Annotated in this window: 21 protein-coding genes; 3 read left to right on the top strand and 18 right to left on the bottom strand. The window is 71.3% G+C overall.

Going from position 1 to position 17002, the window contains the following annotated elements; genetic code table 11:
* Positions 1-223: 223 nt before the first annotated feature.
* The 9 genes from trpA to Mth01_RS02640 form a co-directional block, all read right to left on the bottom strand.
* Positions 224-1018: a tryptophan synthase subunit alpha gene (trpA, locus tag Mth01_RS02680; protein WP_204010545.1), complete on the bottom strand. Its 795-nt coding sequence runs from the start codon at positions 1016-1018 to the stop codon at positions 224-226.
* 28 nt (positions 1019-1046) lie between these two features.
* The gene (gene trpB, locus Mth01_RS02675; RefSeq protein WP_204010917.1) at positions 1047-2279 is read right to left on the bottom strand and encodes a tryptophan synthase subunit beta; all 1233 of its coding nucleotides are present in this window, start codon (positions 2277-2279) and stop codon (positions 1047-1049) included.
* A gap of 139 nt (positions 2280-2418) precedes the next feature.
* A complete protein-coding gene (gene trpC, locus Mth01_RS02670) occupies positions 2419-3231 on the bottom strand; it encodes an indole-3-glycerol phosphate synthase TrpC (RefSeq protein WP_204010543.1) in 813 nt (270 codons plus the stop codon).
* 127 nt (positions 3232-3358) lie between these two features.
* A complete protein-coding gene (locus Mth01_RS02665; protein WP_204010541.1) occupies positions 3359-3790 on the bottom strand; it encodes a DUF2752 domain-containing protein in 432 nt (143 codons plus the stop codon).
* Positions 3790-4140, bottom strand: a complete 351-nt coding sequence (locus Mth01_RS02660) for a CD225/dispanin family protein (RefSeq protein ID WP_204010539.1) — start codon at positions 4138-4140, stop codon at positions 3790-3792. The genes Mth01_RS02665 and Mth01_RS02660 overlap by 1 nt, the downstream gene beginning before the upstream one ends.
* A 357-nt stretch (positions 4141-4497) precedes the next feature.
* The gene (locus tag Mth01_RS02655; protein WP_204010537.1) at positions 4498-5121 is read right to left on the bottom strand and encodes a TIGR02234 family membrane protein; all 624 of its coding nucleotides are present in this window, start codon (positions 5119-5121) and stop codon (positions 4498-4500) included.
* A complete protein-coding gene (gene hisI, locus Mth01_RS02650; protein WP_204010534.1) occupies positions 5118-5498 on the bottom strand; it encodes a phosphoribosyl-AMP cyclohydrolase in 381 nt (126 codons plus the stop codon). The genes Mth01_RS02655 and hisI overlap by 4 nt, the downstream gene beginning before the upstream one ends.
* A gap of 62 nt (positions 5499-5560) precedes the next feature.
* Entirely contained in the window at positions 5561-7354 is a 1794-nt protein-coding gene (locus tag Mth01_RS02645; protein WP_204010531.1) for an ABC transporter ATP-binding protein, read from the bottom strand.
* Entirely contained in the window at positions 7351-9189 is a 1839-nt protein-coding gene (locus tag Mth01_RS02640; RefSeq protein ID WP_204010915.1) for an ABC transporter ATP-binding protein, read from the bottom strand. Before Mth01_RS02640 ends, Mth01_RS02645 begins: the two co-directional genes overlap by 4 nt.
* A gap of 238 nt (positions 9190-9427) precedes the next feature.
* Here Mth01_RS02640 and Mth01_RS02635 point away from each other — a divergent pair, with 238 nt between their 5' ends.
* From Mth01_RS02635 to Mth01_RS02625, 3 genes are all read left to right on the top strand, one after another.
* Positions 9428-10075, top strand: a complete 648-nt coding sequence (locus Mth01_RS02635; protein ID WP_204010528.1) for a TIGR03085 family metal-binding protein — start codon at positions 9428-9430, stop codon at positions 10073-10075.
* 98 nt (positions 10076-10173) lie between these two features.
* On the top strand, positions 10174-10338 hold the full coding sequence (locus Mth01_RS02630; protein WP_204010526.1) for a hypothetical protein: 165 nt from the start codon (positions 10174-10176) through the stop codon (positions 10336-10338).
* 93 nt (positions 10339-10431) lie between these two features.
* Positions 10432-10593, top strand: a complete 162-nt coding sequence (locus Mth01_RS02625; RefSeq protein ID WP_204010524.1) for a hypothetical protein — start codon at positions 10432-10434, stop codon at positions 10591-10593.
* Here Mth01_RS02625 and Mth01_RS02620 read toward each other — a convergent pair.
* The 9 genes from Mth01_RS02620 to hisD all read right to left on the bottom strand — a co-directional run bounded on the left by Mth01_RS02620 (position 10574) and on the right by hisD (position 16969).
* The gene (locus Mth01_RS02620; protein WP_204010522.1) at positions 10574-10915 is read right to left on the bottom strand and encodes a chorismate mutase; all 342 of its coding nucleotides are present in this window, start codon (positions 10913-10915) and stop codon (positions 10574-10576) included. The two genes, Mth01_RS02625 and Mth01_RS02620, sit on opposite strands and share 20 nt — an antisense overlap.
* Positions 10916-11164: 249 nt before the next feature.
* Positions 11165-11935: an imidazole glycerol phosphate synthase subunit HisF gene (gene hisF / locus Mth01_RS02615; RefSeq protein WP_204010520.1), complete on the bottom strand. Its 771-nt coding sequence runs from the start codon at positions 11933-11935 to the stop codon at positions 11165-11167.
* Positions 11932-12351, bottom strand: a complete 420-nt coding sequence (locus tag Mth01_RS02610; protein WP_204010518.1) for a RidA family protein — start codon at positions 12349-12351, stop codon at positions 11932-11934. Before Mth01_RS02610 ends, hisF begins: the two co-directional genes overlap by 4 nt.
* Positions 12348-13073, bottom strand: a complete 726-nt coding sequence (gene priA / locus Mth01_RS02605; protein ID WP_204010516.1) for a bifunctional 1-(5-phosphoribosyl)-5-((5-phosphoribosylamino)methylideneamino)imidazole-4-carboxamide isomerase/phosphoribosylanthranilate isomerase PriA — start codon at positions 13071-13073, stop codon at positions 12348-12350. Before priA ends, Mth01_RS02610 begins: the two co-directional genes overlap by 4 nt.
* A gap of 114 nt (positions 13074-13187) precedes the next feature.
* Positions 13188-13820, bottom strand: a complete 633-nt coding sequence (hisH, locus tag Mth01_RS02600) for an imidazole glycerol phosphate synthase subunit HisH (protein ID WP_204010912.1) — start codon at positions 13818-13820, stop codon at positions 13188-13190.
* Positions 13817-13969, bottom strand: a complete 153-nt coding sequence (locus tag Mth01_RS02595) for a hypothetical protein (RefSeq protein WP_204010514.1) — start codon at positions 13967-13969, stop codon at positions 13817-13819. The genes hisH and Mth01_RS02595 overlap by 4 nt, the downstream gene beginning before the upstream one ends.
* On the bottom strand, positions 13969-14568 hold the full coding sequence (gene hisB, locus Mth01_RS02590) for an imidazoleglycerol-phosphate dehydratase HisB (protein WP_204010511.1): 600 nt from the start codon (positions 14566-14568) through the stop codon (positions 13969-13971). The genes Mth01_RS02595 and hisB overlap by 1 nt, the downstream gene beginning before the upstream one ends.
* Positions 14565-15650: a histidinol-phosphate transaminase gene (locus Mth01_RS02585; RefSeq protein WP_204010509.1), complete on the bottom strand. Its 1086-nt coding sequence runs from the start codon at positions 15648-15650 to the stop codon at positions 14565-14567. The genes hisB and Mth01_RS02585 overlap by 4 nt, the downstream gene beginning before the upstream one ends.
* Positions 15647-16969 (bottom strand): histidinol dehydrogenase, encoded by a 1323-nt coding sequence (hisD, locus tag Mth01_RS02580; RefSeq protein WP_204010507.1) that lies wholly within the window; start codon positions 16967-16969, stop codon positions 15647-15649. The genes Mth01_RS02585 and hisD overlap by 4 nt, the downstream gene beginning before the upstream one ends.
* Positions 16970-17002 lie beyond the last annotated feature (33 nt).

Raw genomic sequence — 17002 nt, 5'->3', positions numbered from 1 at the left:
CGGCAACCGATCAGACGCGTGTGCGTCGGACGCCAACTGAACCATGGTCTCCTCGCCCCGTTAGGCAAACACCCACTGAACAGTACCGGGGCCCAGCTCACCATGTGCCGGATAAGCGCGTGGTAAGCGGGGGCTTTACCTGGAGGCGAAAGTCGTACCCGATCTGGGACGACGGCCCGGCCGGCGTGACCGGGCTCGGCGTCGTCGGCTCAACGTCGTCGGCTCAGCGTCGTACGCCTTCGGCGAGTTCGCGGCCGAACTCGCGCACCGCGGCGAGGCCGGCCGCCTCGTCCGGCGCGTCGAGGATGCGGCGGATGAAGGCGGAGCCCACGATCACGCCGTCGGCGTAGGCCGCGACCTCGGCCGCCTGGGCGCCGCTGCCGACGCCGAGACCGACGCAGACGGGCAGCGAGGTGTGCGAGCGGGTCCGCTTCACCAGACCTTCCGCGGCGGCGCTGACCGACTCTCTGGCACCGGTCACGCCCATCAGCGAGGCGGCGTAGACGAACCCGGTGCAGCAGTCGGCGACCCGGGCGATCCGCTCATCGGTCGAGCTGGGCGCGACCAGGAAGACCGTGTCGATCCCGGCCTCCTTGCTCGACTCGATCCACGGCCCGGCCTCCTCCGGCGTGAGGTCGGGGGTGATCGTGCCCACCCCGCCGGCCGAGGCCAGGTCGCGTGCGAAACGCTCGGCGCCGTAGCGGTCGACCGGGTTCCAGTACGTCATGACGAGGGTCGCCGCGCCCGTCCTGGCCACGCCCTCGACCGTGCGCAGCACATCCGCGATGCGGGTGCCGTTGGCCAGCGACCGGTGAACCGCGTCCTGGATGGTCGGGCCGTCCATCAGGGGATCGGAGTACGGCAGACCGATCTCGATCACGTCGCAGCCCGCCTCGACCATCGCGGTCGCGGCGGCGATCGCACCGTCCTTGGTGGGGAACCCGGCCGGCAGGTAGCCGACCAGGGCCGCCCGGTCCTCGGCCCGCGCCTTCTCGAACACCGCTTGGAGAGTCGTCATCGCAAACGCCTTTGTCGGTTCTGATCGCTCAGAGGTTGAAGTACTTCATCGCGGTGCCCATGTCCTTGTCGCCGCGGCCGGAGAGGTTGACCAGGATGGTCGCCTCCGGGCCGAGCTCGCGGCCGAGCCGCAGCGCGCCCGCGAGCGCGTGCGACGACTCCAGGGCGGGGATGATGCCCTCGGTGCGGGCGAGCAGCGCGAACGCCTCCATCGCCTCGTCGTCGGTCACGCCGTGGTAGGTGGCCCGCCCGGAGTCCTTCAGCCACGCGTGCTCGGGACCCACGCCGGGGTAGTCAAGCCCCGCCGAGATCGAGTGCGACTCGATCGTCTGGCCCTCGTCGTCCTGCAGGACGTACGTGCGCGAGCCGTGCAGCACGCCGATGCTGCCCGTGGTCAGGGTCAGGGCGTGCTCGTCGGTGTCCGCCCCGCGTCCGCCGGCCTCGTACCCGTGGAGTTGGACGCCCTCGTCCTCGACGAAGGCGTGGAAGATGCCGATGGCGTTGGAACCGCCGCCGACCGCCGCGGCGACCGCGTCGGGCAGCCGGCCGGTGAGCTCCTGGATCTGGCGGCGCGCCTCGACGCCGATGATCCGGGCGAAGTCGCGGACGATCTCGGGGAACGGGTGCGGGCCGGCGACCGTGCCGAACAGGTAGTGCGTGCGGTCGACGTTGGTGACCCAGTCGCGGAACGCCTCGTTGATGGCGTCCTTGAGGGTCTGGCTGCCGTTGGCGACCGGGACGACGGTGGCGCCCAGCAGCTTCATCCTGGCGACGTTGAGCGCCTGCCGCTCGCAGTCGACGGCGCCCATGTAGATGACGCACTCCAGGCCCATGAGGGCGGCGGCGGTGGCGGTGGCCACCCCGTGCTGGCCGGCGCCGGTCTCCGCGACCACCCGGGTCTTGCCGAGCCGCTTGGTGAGCAGCGCCTGGCCGAGCACGTTGTTGATCTTGTGGGCGCCGGTGTGCGTCAGGTCCTCGCGCTTGAGCACGATCCGCGCGCCGCCGGCGTGCTCGGCGAACCTCGGGACCTCGGTCAGCGTGGTCGGCCGGCCGGCGTAGGTCCGCAGCAGGTGATCGAACTCGCTGATGAAGGCGGGGTCGTTCCTGGCCTTCTCGTACTCGGCGGCCACCTCGTCCAATGCCGGGATGAGCGCCTCTGGCACGAATCGGCCGCCGAAGACGCCGAACTTGCCGCGGGCGTCCGGATCATCACCGCGGGCCCCGCCCGCCGCCGAATCGGCGGGCGTGAGCCCCTCCGCCAGACTGGCGGAAGTTCGCAAGGTGTCTTCCGTCGCGGTCACATGGCCTCCTTGCCTGTGCGTCTTCCGCCTGACGCGGCCGCTCCGCCCGGTGCCGTACGGCGGAGCGGCGCTCTCGTTACGCCTGCTTCTCGTGTCCCTTTTAGTGTCCGCTGTCCTGGCGGGAGGCCGGATGGGCGCCGGCGGTCACCAGGTCGTTGACCGCCGCCCTGGGGTCCCTGCCGGTGACCAGGCTCTCGCCGACGAGCACCGCGTCGGCCCCGGCGCGCGCGTAGGCCAGCAGGTCGTGCGGGCCACGCACCCCCGACTCGGCGATCTTGATGACGCCCTCCGGGATCTTGGGTGCGAGCTTGGCGAACACGTCGCGGTCCACCTCGAGCGTCTTGAGGTTCCGCGCGTTGACACCGATGATCTTCGCCCCGGCGTCGACCGCCCGGTCCAGTTCCTCCTCGGTGTGCACCTCCACCAGCGGGGCCAGGCCGATCGATTCGGCCCGCTCGATCAGCGAGACCAGCGCGGGCTGTTCGAGGGCCGCCACGATCAGCAGGGCGAGGTCCGCGCCGTGTGCGCGGGCCTCCCAGAGCTGGTAGGAGGTGACGATGAAGTCTTTGCGCAGAATCGGCACGTCGACGACGGCACGCACGGCCGCGAGGTCGCTCAGCGTGCCCGCGAACCTGCGCCGTTCGGTCAGCACGCTGATGACGTGGGCGCCGCCCGCCTCGTAGTCGGCCGCCAGCGCCGCAGGGTCGGCGATCGCGGCCAGCGCGCCCTTCGACGGGCTCGATCGTTTCACCTCGGCGATCACCGAGACCCGGTCGCCGCCGAGCGCGGCGTAGGCGTCCCGGGGCTGCGGGGCACGCGCCGCTCGCTCCTTGAGCTCGTCGAGCGGCACGATCTTCTGCCGGTCTTCGAGATCCTCCCGGACGCCCAGGATGATGTCCTCGAGAACGCTCACGGCGTAAGGGTCCCTCCGGTCGACTGCTCTGTCCTGCCCTGCGATGGTATCGGTCTGCGGCCCGCCGCTCGGCCACCGGGTCGTTCCGGGACCCTTCAAGAAGCCCCAAGGGGCCCTTGGGCGGCTCTCAGGGGGCGAGGAAGCGCCCGAAGGGCAGGTTCCGCACGACCCAGAACACGATCACGGCGGCGAGGAACGCCCACAGGTACGCGGGATGCGCGAGGCTCGTCCGCGCCGGCCGTCCCTGCCATGATCGCAATGTCCAGCGGGCCCACCAGAAAGCGAGGAACGGCGCCGTGGCGACGGCGAGCGGATTCAACCCGATCGCGGCGATCACGTCGGCGTGTCCCAGCGCGTGCATCGCGCGCAGCGTGCCGCACCCCGGGCAGAACAGCCCGGTGAGGAAAAGGAACGGACAGGTGGGATAGTGCCCGGGCTGGTTCGGATCCACGGATGCGACGTAGACGAAGGCAGCCGTGGTGACCGCCGCCACGCCGAACGGCGCGAGCACGGACCGCACCCGGTCCATGCCGCGCCGCGCGTAGACGTTCGATGTCATCAGTCCAGCGAGGCGGAGGTGCTGAAGCTGATCGCGCCGAGTACGACCACGAAGATGATGTAGAGCACGAACAGCACGAGCGCGGTCAGCAGCGAGGCCAACCACCACTTCTTGGCCGACTCGGAGGCGGCCATGGCGCCCTGGTAGTCGCCGGCGGCCCACTTCGAGTTCACCTGGGTCGCGTAGACGATGGACACGACACCCAGCGGCAGACAGCACAGGACCGTGGTGACGATCGCCATGACCAGGTGGTTGTTGGGCGGTGTCGGGCCGAAGGGACCGCCGGGCGGAGGCGGAGGGAAGGCGCCGGGCGGAGGCGGGGGGTAGCCCGGGTTGTTGTCATATGCCATTGCTGAGCTCCTGTTCTAAGGGGGGTGATCGGGTGAAACCCGGGTCGGGGCTAGCCCGCGAAACCGCCTGAAGACTGGCCGCCGGGCGGCCGGACACCGAGGTCTCCGGGGCCGCTCGGCAGATATTCGTTACCCATGGCCGGCTCCTGTGCGATCATTGAGGACGGCCGGAAGTTTAGCGACATCAAGCCGCAATCGTGAATAAAACCGCATTCTGTGGGCGACTTGTGACCTAAATGTTGAGAACCCCAAAAGCCGGTCCCGCATAAACTTCCAGACGGCACTGCTGGGCTGCTTTTTTCGGTTATACGACATCGCGGCCCGTCTGTAAGTCAAAAGTCACAGAAAGTCAGAGACTCACGAAGACGTGGGGTCGATGCCCTCGTCGAGGGCGTCCCACATCGCCCGCTCGCCGGTCTTCCCCCCGCCGCCCGCCGCGGTACGGCTCCCGCCTCCGGGACGGTCGTACCGGCCGGACATTCCGGGCCAGCGCCCGCCTCTGAGCGCCGTCGCCACTCCCCCGGCCACCAGGATGAGCCCGCCCGCCGCCGCGACCGCCGGCCATGCCTGCCCCTCGATGGCGTAGGAACCGGTGGACACCAGGGCCGTCGTGATGTGCTCACGGGCCGCGTCGGCGATCGTCTGCTCCCGGGTCCCTTCCCAGGCGGCGGCGGCGATCGCGACACCGAAGAGGGCGATCGTCACGCCGATCACCCGCCGGGCGAGGCCGCGGGTCGCGAGCACGGCCACCGTGGCCGCGAGCGCCGCCGGGGCGGCGGGTGTGAGCCAGGCCACGAGATCGCCTCCGGTGAGGTCGACCCTGCCCGAGCCGATCTGGCCGAGTTCCGAGCCGTACACGGCCGTGACCCAGGTGCGGCCGGCCGCCAGCAGCACGAGGCCGGCGCCCGCCGCGCAGACGGCGAGCCAGATCACCAGTGAGCGCCGGGCCGTACGGGCCGCCGCCGTGTCGGAACCCGTCACGTGCTCGGGTCCGGGCCGGGAGCGTTCACCGCGGGCATGGTCGACTTGAGCACATCGGCATCGAAGCACGTGCGGTCGCCGGTATGGCAGGCGGCCCCCACCTGGTCGACCTTGAGCAGGATCGTGTCGCCGTCGCAGTCGAGCGCCACATGCCTGACCCACTGGACGTGCCCTGAGGTGTCGCCCTTCACCCAGTATTCGCCCCGGCTGCGCGACCAGTAGGTCGCCCGGCCCGTCGTGAGCGTACGGTGCAGCGCCTCGTCGTCCATCCAGGCGAGCATGAGCACCTCGCCGGTGTCGTGCTGCTGGACGATGGCGGGCACCAGCCCGTCGGGCGTGCGCTTGAGCCGTTCGGCGATCTTCGGGTCGAGGGCCATGGGCCAATTCTGCCGCAGCCGGCCGACCGTCCCACCACGCCGGGGGACGGCGCGTACGGGGATCAGGAGCCGATGGCGGAGGCCCAGGAGGCGTGGAGGTCGGCGTAGACGCCGTCCTGCTCGACCAGCTCGGCATGCGGGCCGCGTTGAACGATCCGGCCGTGCTGGAACACCAGGACCTCGTCGGCCGCCTCGGCGGTGGACAGCCGGTGCGCGATCGACACGGCGGTCCGACCCCGGGTGACCCCGTCGAGCGCCCGCGCGAGCCGTACCTCGGTGGCGGGGTCCACGGCCGAGGTCGCCTCGTCGAGCAGCAGCAGGTCGGGATCGGCGAGGTAGGCGCGGGCGAGCGCGACGAGCTGCCGCTCCCCCGCCGACAGCGACTCGCCGCGCTGCCCCACCGGGGTGCCCAGACCGGCCGGGAGGCCCTCGAGCCAGTCGGCCAGGCCGAGTTCGGTCAGGGCGAGCCTGATCTCCTCGTCCGACGCCGACGGCCGGCCGAACCGGATGTTGTCGGCCAGCGACGCGTCGAACAGGAAGCCGTCCTGCGGCACCATGACGATCCGCTCCCTCAGTGAGGAGAACCTGACCTCGCGCAGGTCGACGCCGTCGACGAGGATGCGGCCCGATGTGGGGTCCATGAGCCGGGTGAGCAGCTTGGCGAACGTCGTCTTGCCCGAGCCGGTCTCCCCGACGACCGCCATCCGCGTACCCGGCGTGAGCTCCACCGAGACGTCGTGCAGCACGGGCGGTCCGCCGGGATAGGCGAAACCGACGCGCTCGAAGGCGACCGAGATCGGGCCGCGCGGGAGCGTCACGCCGTCGGCGGGGTCGGCCACGTCGGCCGGCGTGTCGAGCACGCCCAGGACCCGCCGCCATCCCGCGATCGCGTTCTGCGCCTCGTTCAGCACCTCGGTCGCGGTCTGCAGCGGGCTGATGAACAGCGTGATCAGGAACAGGAACGCGATGAGCCGCCCCTGCGTGATCGAACCGGCCACGCCCAGGTGGACGCCGAGGATGATCACCGCGGCGATGGCGACGGCCGCGACCAGTTCCGTGGTCGGGAACGTGAACCCGATGATCATCTGAGCCCGGGTCTGCGCCCTGCGCTGGCCGTTCACCGCCCTGTCGATCCGCTCGGCCGTACGGTCCTCCGAGCCGTACGCCCGGATGACGGCGCTGCCGACGACCGACTCGCTCACGGCGGCCAGGACGTCGCCGGCCCGCTCACGCACCTTCGTGTACGCCCGCGAGACCATGCGCTGGAACCTGGGCAGTGCGAACATCACCGGCAGGAAGCACACCCAGACCAGCAGCGTGAGCTGCCAGGAGTAGACGGCCATCAGCACGGTCGCGACGACGAGCTGCCCGAGCGCGATGATGACTGTCAGGCCGCCCCACTGCATGAACGCGCTGATCTGGTCGACGTCACCGGTCACCCGCGACACCAGGGCCCCGCGCCGCTCGGTGTTCTGCGTCAGCACGGAAAGGTCGTGCACGTGGCGGAAACCCTTGCCGCGCAGCGTGGCCAGCCCCGACTCGGTGGATCGGTAGAGCCTGACGTTCATCAGGTAGCCGCACAGCGCGGTCAGCAGTACGGCCAGCGCGCACAGGAGGACGGCGTTCCTGATGAACGGCACGTCGGGCGTTCCGCCGCGCAGCCCCCGGTCGATCACCTGCTGGACCGCGACCGGCACGATGATCTTCCCGATCGTGGCCAGCACGGCCAGCGCCAGGGTCCCGGCCAGCCCGCGCCGGAACTCCGGCGACAGGCGCAGGCCATGGCGGATGGTCTCCACCGCGGTCCGCTCGGCCGCCCGCAGGGTCTCCCCTCCGGTCTCATCCACGGCGGTCACGCCACAACCTCCTCGTCAGTGTCGACGGCCTCGTCGACGGCCTCAGCGACGGCTTCGTCGAGCGCGGACCGTTCGGCCTCCTCGCGCTGGTAGGCCGTCACCAGCGCGCGGTAGCCCTCGCACCGTGCCAGCAGTTCATCGTGCGGCCCGTGATCGGCCACCGTGCCGTGTTCCAGGTAGGCGACCTCGTCGGCCAGCGCGATCGTCGCCATCCGGTACGCGACCACGACCACGGTCGACTCGGCCGACTCCTCCCGCAGGCCGTGCAGGATCCGCTTCTCGACCTGAGGGTCCACGCTGGAGGTGGCGTCGTCGAGGATGAGCAGCCGCGGCTCCCGTACGAGCGCCCGGGCCAGCGCGAGACGCTGCCGCTGGCCGCCGGAGAGCGTCGCGCCGCGCTCGCCGACACGGGTGTCCAGCCCGGACGGCAACGCGCTGACGAACCCCTCGGCCTGGGCCAGCCGCAGCGCCGCCCAGATCTTCTCGTCCGGCACGTCGAGGCCGAGCGTGATGTTGCCGCGCACGGTGTCGTCGAAGAGGAACGTCTGCTGGGGGACCAGCGCCACCGCGCCGCTCACCCCGCCCCTGGCCACCTCGCGCAGGTCGGTCCCGTCGATCCGCATCGCGCCGTGGTCGGGGTCGATCAGGCGGGCCAGGAGCTGGGTGAGCGTGGACTTGCCCGAACCGGTCTGCCCGACGACGGCTGTCGTACGCCCCGGCTCGATCCGGAAGGACACGCCCTTCAGCACGGGCGAGGCGGGGTCGTAGCCGTACCGCACGTTCTCGGCCGTCACCCGTGCGGGACCGTCGCCGTCGAGCGCGGCCGCGCCGTACGTCATGGAACCGGTGGCGTCGAGCACCTCGCGCACCCGGCTCCAGCCGACGACACTACGTGGCAGCTCGGCCAGCACCCAGCCGAGCGCGCGGATCGGCCAGGCGAGCAGCGTGAAGAGGTAGGCCACCTGGACCAGGTCGCCGGTGGCCACGCTGCCGGCCTTCAGGCGGGCCGCGCCGACGAGCAGCACGGCGAGCACGCCGAGTGTGGGCAGCGCCTCCAGCAGTGGGTCGAACAGTCCGCGCACCCGCCCGACGGCGATGTTCGCGTCGCGCAACTCGTCGGCCCGCGCCTGGAAGCGCGTGGTCTCGGCGTCCTCCCGACCGAGCGTCTTGACCACCAGCGCCCCGTCGAAGCTCTCGTGCGCGACCTCGCTCACCTCGGCCCTGAGCTGCTGGGCCCGCATCGCCAGCGGGGACAGCCTGCGCTGGTAGACCAGGTTGAGCAGGGCGACCGCAGGGAAGATCAGGAATCCGACGAGCGCGAGGACGGGGTCGACGAGCACGATCGCCACGGCGGCCGTCACGAGCATCACAATCACTCCGACGGCCATGGGCAGCGGCGCCAGCGGGCCCCAGGCCGCCTCCACGTCGGAGTTGGCGTTGGACAGGAGTTGACCGGTGGGATGCCTGTGGTGCCAGGAGAGCGGCAGCCGCAGGTACTGCCGGGTCACCTCACGCCTGGAACGCGCCTGCATGCGGTACTGCATGATCCCGGCGAGGATGCGCCGTCCCATGACGCCGGCCGCCTTGAACACGGCCACGCCGACGATGAACAGTGCGGCGAGAAGCAGCGCTCCCGTGGCCGCCCCTCCGCCGTCACCGCCGTCACCGCCATCCCCGCCGAACGCGGGCAGCACGGCGTGGTCGGTCGCCCAGCCCAGCGCCCAGGAGGAGGCCACGGTCATCGCACCGTACAGCGCGCTGGCGAGAACCGCGCCGGTGAACACGCCCGGCTCCGCCCTGACGGCCACCCAGATCACCCGAAGGCCCTGGAGCATGACAGAGCGGGCCGACGCTCTCGACTCCTCGGACTCTGTGGACTCTGCGGTCACGCGGCGTGCTTCCTCTCGATCGGGGGAAAGACCCGGGCGCTCACGCGCCCACGGAGGGGACGTTACACACGCGGGGACGGTGTGCGGATCGGCCCTCAGCCGGACAGGCGCCCAGCCCTTGGTCCTAGTCCCTCCCAATCACGGCGATCAATCGGTTATTCCGGCGGAGAGTTAGGCTGATCGCGTGACGCATGCCCGACGGGAGCGCGCCGCGCTCTGCGAACTGCTGGACCGGCTCGGCCCCGGCGCCCCTACGCTGTGCGAGGGCTGGACCACCGAGGACCTCGCCGCCCATCTCGCGCTCCGCGAGCGCCGTCTCGACGCCGTTCCGGGCATCGCGATCCGGTTCCTGTCCGATTACACCCGATCCGTACAGGAACGGCTCACGTCCCGGCACCCCTACCCCGAGCTCGTCGATCTCGTACGGCAGGGGCCGCCGGCGTGGTCCCCGTACGGGTTGCCCGGCCTCGACGAGCTGATCGGCACGGTGGAGCTGTTCATCCACCACGAGGACGTCCGCCGCGCCCAGCCCGGATGGACGCGGCGCACGCTCCCGGCGGACCTGCAGGACCTGCTGTGGAAGCGGCTGCGCTCCGGCGCCCGGCTGCTGCTGCGCCGCTCCCCCGTCGGCGTCGTGCTGCACCGGACGAGTGAGGGCCGGACGAACGGGGAGAAGACGGCGGGCAGGCGGGCCGAGCCCGCCGTGGTCGTCAGCGGGGAGCCGGCCGAGCTCACGCTGTTCGCCTTCGGGCGCGGCGAGCATGCCGAGGTCTCCTACTCGGGCGACGCCGCCGCGGTGGACCTCCTGCGGCGGACCCGTTTCGGTATGTGACGACTCACCCGACACGCGCGCACGGGTAGGCGAATCAGCCACATCGCCCTGGCTCCATGAGGCAGCATGTGGTCAACGCATCATGGTTGGAGCCCCGGATGAACACCAAGAAAGTGCTGACCTACCTGGCCGTCGCCTTTGTGATCTTCTATCTGTTCACCCAGCCGGCCAATGCCGCCGCGGCGGTGAAGGGCGTGTTCGGCGGCATCACCACGGGAGCCGAGCGCCTCGGGGCGTTCTTCACCTCTCTCGTTGCGAAATGAGGGGCGGTAGAGCCTCATGTCCTCGCGGCTAGTTATGATCATTTCAGTCGCCGGGTACAAACAGCCGGGAAACTGACTGCAGGAGGCTCCCCAATGCAGGTCAAGAAGGTTCTTACGTACGCGGCCATCGCGTTCGTGTGCTTCTACCTCTACAGCCAGCCGCACGCGGCCGCGGCCGCCGTGAAGGGCGTCTTCGAGACGGTCAACACCGGTGCGTCGCGATTGGCGACGTTCTTCACCTCGGTGCTGGGATGATGTCGGCCGGCCCGCCGTCCTGATCAGGGCGACCGCGGTGCTCGGCGAGTTCGTAATCGATGAAGGCGCCGATCATCGCCCGCCACACCGCCTCCGCGACATCGGGGGAAAGTCCGCCGCGGGCGGCCCGCTCACGCGCGGCCGCCACCACGCGCTCGACCCGGTCGGGTGCGCGGACGGCTCGCTCGTCCCGCTTGAAGGCCGCCGCCGCCCGGACCAGTAGCTGACGGTCCGCCAGCAGGGTGGTCAGCCGCGCGTCGATCTCGTCGATCCGGCCGCGGACCTCCTCGAGCGAGGCCGGTTGCGCCAGGGGTTCGGACATTCGAGAGTCTCCTGAGATGGCGATTCGGTGATCATCTCAGACTCTACGAGACGTCAGCAGGTTCCGCGTCCGGCCCCGTCATCCCTCCATCACCCGGCCACTCCATCCCCCCAACCCCCGTGATCTTGCGAATTCTCGCAACGCGGCTTCCTGACCTGCGCAGATCAAGACCATGGAACGAGAAATGCCTGCTCATGGCACCCACGTGCGAGTTATCGCAAGATCACGGCAAGGGGTGTGCGAAGGGGGTCAGCGGACGGGGTGGCCGGCGGACCGCAGTGCGTCCTTGACCTCTTGGATCTTGAGCTGGCCGAAGTGGAACACCGATGCCGCCAGCACGGCGTCGGCGCCGGCCTCGATCGCGGGCGGGAAGTCCGCCAGGCTGCCGGCGCCGCCGGATGCGATCACCGGCACGGAGACGGCGGCGCGGACGGCCCGGATCATCTCCAGATCGTATCCCGACTTCGTGCCGTCGCCGTCCATCGAGTTGAGCAGGATCTCCCCCACGCCGAGCTCCTCGGCCCGCGCCGCCCACTCGACCGCGTCGATGCCCGTGCCCCGGCGGCCTCCGTGGGTCGTCACCTCGAACCCCGACGGGGTGGGCGGCCCGTCGACGACCCTGCGGGCGTCCACGGACAGCACGATGCACTGGGCCCCGAACCGGCGGGACGCCTCGGTCAGCAGCTCGGGCCGGGCGATGGCGGCCGTGTTGATCCCGACCTTGTCGGCCCCGGCGCGCAGCAGCCGGTCCACGTCCTCGACCGTGCGCACGCCCCCGCCGACCGTCAGCGGGATGAAGACCTGCTCGGCCGTACGGCGGACCGCCTCCAGCATGGTCTCCCGCTCCCCGGACGAGGCGGTGATGTCCAGGAACGTCAGCTCGTCGGCCCCCTCGGCGTCGTAGCGCCGGGCCAGTTCGACCGGGTCACCGGCGTCGCGGAGGTTCTCGAAGTTGACCCCTTTGACGACCCGGCCTCCGTCGACGTCGAGACAGGGAATGACCCGAACGGCGACCGTCATCGCGTTTCCTCTCCTCGATCGACCCGATATGCCTCGACCTCCACCTCGACCAGCATCCGGGGGTCGACCAGCCCGGCGACCTGCACGCTCGTGCAGGCGGGCCGTACCGCGCCGAACACCTGGCCGTGCGCCCGCCCGACCTCGTCGAAGTCGGCGGCGTTCACCACGAACATCCGGGTGCGGACGACGTCGTCGATCGAGACGCCCGCCTTCTCGACCGCGTCGAGCGCGATGGAGATGGCGGTGAGGGTCTGGTTGAAGGCGTCGCCCACGTGCTGGACCTCGCCTCCGACGGTGGCGGTGCAGCCCGACACCAGCACGTACGGCCCGGCGACGACGGCGCGGGCGTAGCCGTACCGGTCCTCCCAGGGGCCTCCCGAGAAGATGCGGCCGTGCGCGTCGGCATCACCGCTCATCGGGCGCTCACCGCCGCCAGCGCCTCTTCCAGCGTGAACGCCTGGGCGTACAGCGCCTTGCCGACGATCGCGCCCTCGATGCCCTCCGGTACGAGCGTCGCGAGCGCGCGCAGGTCGTCCAGCGACGACACGCCGCCACTCGCGATCACCGGCCGCTCGGTCCTGGCGCAGACCTGCCGCAGCAGGTCGATGTTCGGGCCGCGGAGCGTGCCGTCCTTGGTGACGTCGGTGACCACGTAGCGCGGGCAGCCCTCGGACTCCAGCCGGTCGAGCACCTCCCACAGGTCGCCGCCCTCCTGCGTCCAGCCGCGGGCGGCCAGCGTGGTCCCCCGGACGTCCAGGCCCACCGCGACGCGGTCGCCGTGCTCTGCGATGATCTTGGCGCACCAGGCCGGATCCTCCAGCGCGGCGGTGCCGATGTTGACCCGGCGGCAGCCGGTGGCCAGCGCGGCGGCCAGCGACTCGTCGTCGCGGATGCCGCCGGACAGCTCGACGTCCACGTCCAGCCGCCCGACCACCGAGGCGAGCAGTTCACGGTTGCCGCCCCGGCCGAACGCCGCGTCCAGGTCGACCAGATGGATCCACTCCGCGCCGGCCTCCTGCCAGGCGAGCGCGGCGGCCAGCGGATCCCCGTACGAGGTCTCCGTCCCCGCCTCCCCCTGCACCAGGCGGACGGCCTGGCCGTCCGCGACGTCCACGGCTGGGAGCAATACGAGCGACATTGGAACACGACCTCCGGTCAGAGACGATGGTGCCGAGCACCGGGATCAGCGGACCCTACGATTAGGACGGGCACCGCCAGGTACAGGTTCACAGCATGGGTTCAGGAAACAGGGTCACAGCGTGCCGAGCCAGTTCGACAGAAGGACGGCTCCCGCGTCTCCGGACTTCTCCGGATGGAACTGGGTCGCCATGAGCGGCCCGTTCTCGACGGCGGCCACGAACGGCCCCCCGTGCTCGGTCCATGCGACGAGGGGTTCGGCGAAGCCGGGGCCCGCCTCCAGGCGCCACTCCCGCACCCCGTAGGAGTGCACGAAGTAGAAGCGGGTGCCGGCGTCAAGGCCGCGGAACAGGGCGCAGCCGGCGGGAGCCGCCACCGTGTTCCAGCCCATGTGGGGCAGCACGGGGGCATCGAGCCGCTCGACGACCCCGGGCCACTCGCCGCAGCCGGGAGTGTGGACGCCGTGCTCGACGCCCTTCTCGAACAGGATCTGCATGCCGACGCAGATGCCGAGCACGGGACGTCCGCCGGCCAGGCGGCGGCCGATGATCTGCTCGCCGCGCACCCGCCGCAGTCCCTCCATGCACGCGGAGAACGCGCCGACGCCGGGGACCACGAGGCCGTCGGCGTCGAGCGCCACGTCGAAGTCGGCGGTCACCGTCACGTCGGCGCCCGCCCGCGCCAGCGCCCGCTCGGCCGAGCGGAGGTTGCCCGAGCCGTAGTCGAGCACGACCACGCGCTTTCTCACTCCCACCACATCACCCCCGCGGTGATCGCCAGCACAGCTCCCACACCGGACAGCACCGCCAGCGGCTTGATTCCCTGCCGCAGCCCGGAGATGACCCCGCCGACCAGGAAGAGGCCGACGAAGATCATTCCGACCGAGGCGAAGGTCATCAGAGCACGCCCTTGGTGCTGGGGACGCCGCTCGCCCGCGGATCCCGCTCCGAGGCCTCGCGCAGGGCCCGCGCCAGGGCCTTGAACTGCGCCTCCACGATGTGGTGGGCGTTGCGCCCGTACGGCACGTGCACGTGCAGGCAGATCGCCGCCTGCGCGACGAACGACTCGAAGATGTGCCGGGTCATCGTGGTGTCGTACTCGGGCCCGATCATGGGGGCCATGCCCGCCGGTTCGGTGTGCACCAGGTACGGCCGGCCGGACAGGTCCACGGTGACCTGGGCGAGCGCCTCGTCCAGCGGGCAGGACGCGGTGCCGAACCGCCGGATGCCCGACTTGTCGCCCAGGGCCTCGCGGAACGCGGCGCCCAGCGCGAGGGCGGTGTCCTCGATCGTGTGGTGTGAGTCGATGTGGAGGTCGCCCTCGGTCTTCACCGTCAGGTCGAACAGCCCGTGCTTGCCGATCTGGGCCAGCATGTGGTCGAAGAACCCCACTCCGGTGGAGACGTCGACGATGCCGGTGCCGTCGAGCCCCACCTCGACCAGCACGGACGTCTCCTTGGTGCTGCGCTCGACCCGGCCCCGACGCTCGACACTCATTTGATGACCCCTTCCAGGGCGGCTTCCAGGGCGGCGCGGAAGGCCGCCATCTCCTCCGGTGTGCCGATCGACACCCTGAGCCAGCCCTGCGGGCCGGTCTCCCTGATCAGCACCCCGCGTTCCAGCAGCGCCTCCCAGACGGCGTGCCGGTCGGGGAACCGCCCGAACAGCACGAAGTTCGCGTCCGAGTCGGCGACCGTAAGACCGAGCCCGCGCAGCCAGTCCACCGTGGCGTCGCGCTCGGCGCGCAGCGCGTCGACCGTGCCGAGCAGCTCGGCGCGGTGCGCGAGCGCGACCCGCGCGGCCGCCTGGGTCAGGGTCGACAGATGGTACGGCAGGCGGACCAGCAACAGCCCTTCGATGACGGCCGGGTCGGCGGCCAGGTAGCCCAGGCGGGTCCCGGCCATGGCGAACGCCTTCGACATGGTCCGTGTGACGATCAGCCGAGGATGGTCCGCCAGCAGTGCCAGCGCCGACGGCGTGCCCTCCCTGGCGAACTCCGCGTAGGCCTCGTCGACCACCACCATGCCGGGGGCCGCCCGCAGGACGTGCTCGATCACGTCGAGCGGCAGCGCCGTACCGGTCGGGTTGTTCGGGGAGGTCAGGAAGACCACGTCGGGGCGGTGACGGCGGATGTCCGCGGCGGCGGCCTCGGGGTCGATCGCGAAGCCCTCGTCGCGGGCGGCCTCGATCCAGCGGGTGCCGGTGGCGCCCGAGATGATCGGATGCATGGAGTAGGACGGCTCGAAGCCGATGGCCGACCGCCCGGGGCCGCCGAACGCCTGCAGGATCTGCTGGATGATCTCGTTCGATCCGTTGGCCGCCCACACCTGCCGGGCCGTCAGGCCGTGGCCGAGGTAGTCGGCGAGGTCCTTGCGCAGCTCGACCGCGTCCCGGTCGGGATAGCGGTTGAGCGTGGCGGCGCCGTGCCGTACGGCCCGGGCGAGATCGTCGATCAGCGCCGCCGACGGCGGGTAGGGGTTCTCGTTGGTGTTGAGCTGGACGGGCACGTCGAGCTGCGGCGCGCCGTACGGCTGCTTGCCGCGCAGGTCGTCGCGGAGCGGCAGATCGTCAAGGGTCATGAGGGGATGTTCCAGTCGAACCGGGCGCGGATCGCGGCGCCGTGTGCGGGCAGGTCCTCGGCGTCGGCGAGCGCGCAGACGTACGGCGCGGCCTCGGCGAGCGCTTCGCGGGTGTAGTCGACGACGTGGATGCCGCGCAGGAACGTCTGCACCGACAGCCCGGAGGAGTGGCAGGCGCAGCCGCCGGTCGGCAGCACGTGGTTGGACCCGGCCATGTAGTCGCCCAGGGAGACCGGGGCGTACGGCCCGACGAAGATCGCCCCGGCGTTGCGCACCCGGGCGGCGACCGCGGCGGCGTCGGCCGTCTGGATCTCCAGGTGCTCGGCGGCGTAGGCGTCGACGACCTCCAGCCCGTCCTCGATGTCCGACACCAGCACGATGCCGGACTGCCGGCCGGCCAGCGCCTCGGTGACGCGCTCGGCGTGACGGGTCGCGGCCACCTGGCCGGGCAACTCCTTCTCCACCGCGTCGGCCAGCGCGGTGCTGGTGGTGACCAGCACGGAGGCGGCGATCACGTCGTGCTCGGCCTGGCTGATCAGGTCGGCGGCGACGTGCACGGGGTCGGCGGTCTCGTCGGCGAGGATCGCGATCTCGGTGGGCCCGGCCTCGGAGTCGATGCCGATGCGGCCCTTGAGCAGCCGCTTGGCCGCGGCCACCCAGATGTTGCCCGGCCCGGTCACCATGTCGGCGCGCGGGCACTCCTCGGTGCCGTACGCGAACATCGCCACGGCCTGCGCGCCGCCCACGGCGTACACCTCGTCGACCCCGAGCAGCGCGCACGCGGCGAGGATCGTGGGGTGCGGCAGGCCGCCGAAGTCCGCCTGGGCCCTGTTCGCCTGGGCAGGGGAGGTGACGGCGAGCGAGGGCACCCCCGCCTCCTGGGCGGGGACCACGTTCATGACCACGCTGGAGGGGTAGACGGCCCGGCCGCCCGGCACGTACAGCCCGACCCTGCCGACCGGCACCCACCGCTCGGTGACGGTGCCGCCGGGCACGACGTTCGTGACGGTGTCGGTGCGGCGCTGATCGCGGTGGACCAGACGGGCCCGCCTGATCGACTCCTCCAGCGCGGCGCGCACCCTCGGGTCCAGGGCGGTCAGGGCCCGGTCGAGCTCGGCGGCGGGCACGCGGGCGCGCTCCAGCTCGACGCCGTCGAATTTCGCGGTCAGCTCCCGTACGGCTGCCGCACCGCGATGGCGCACCTCCTCGCAGATGGGCCGCACCTTCTCCAGGGCGGCCTCGACGTCGAGTTCGGCGCGGGGCAGCACGTCGCGCAGGTCCCCGGGCAGGGAGCCGCGCAGGTCGATACGGGAAATCACCGTAACAGTCTACGGAGAACCGGCAGCCACTCC

The sequence above is a fragment of the Sphaerimonospora thailandensis genome, assembly GCF_016863115.1.
Lineage (GTDB): Bacteria > Actinomycetota > Actinomycetes > Streptosporangiales > Streptosporangiaceae > Sphaerimonospora > Sphaerimonospora cavernae.
Note: the sequence above shows the minus strand (reverse complement) of the source record. Positions and strands in the feature narration are given on the sequence as shown.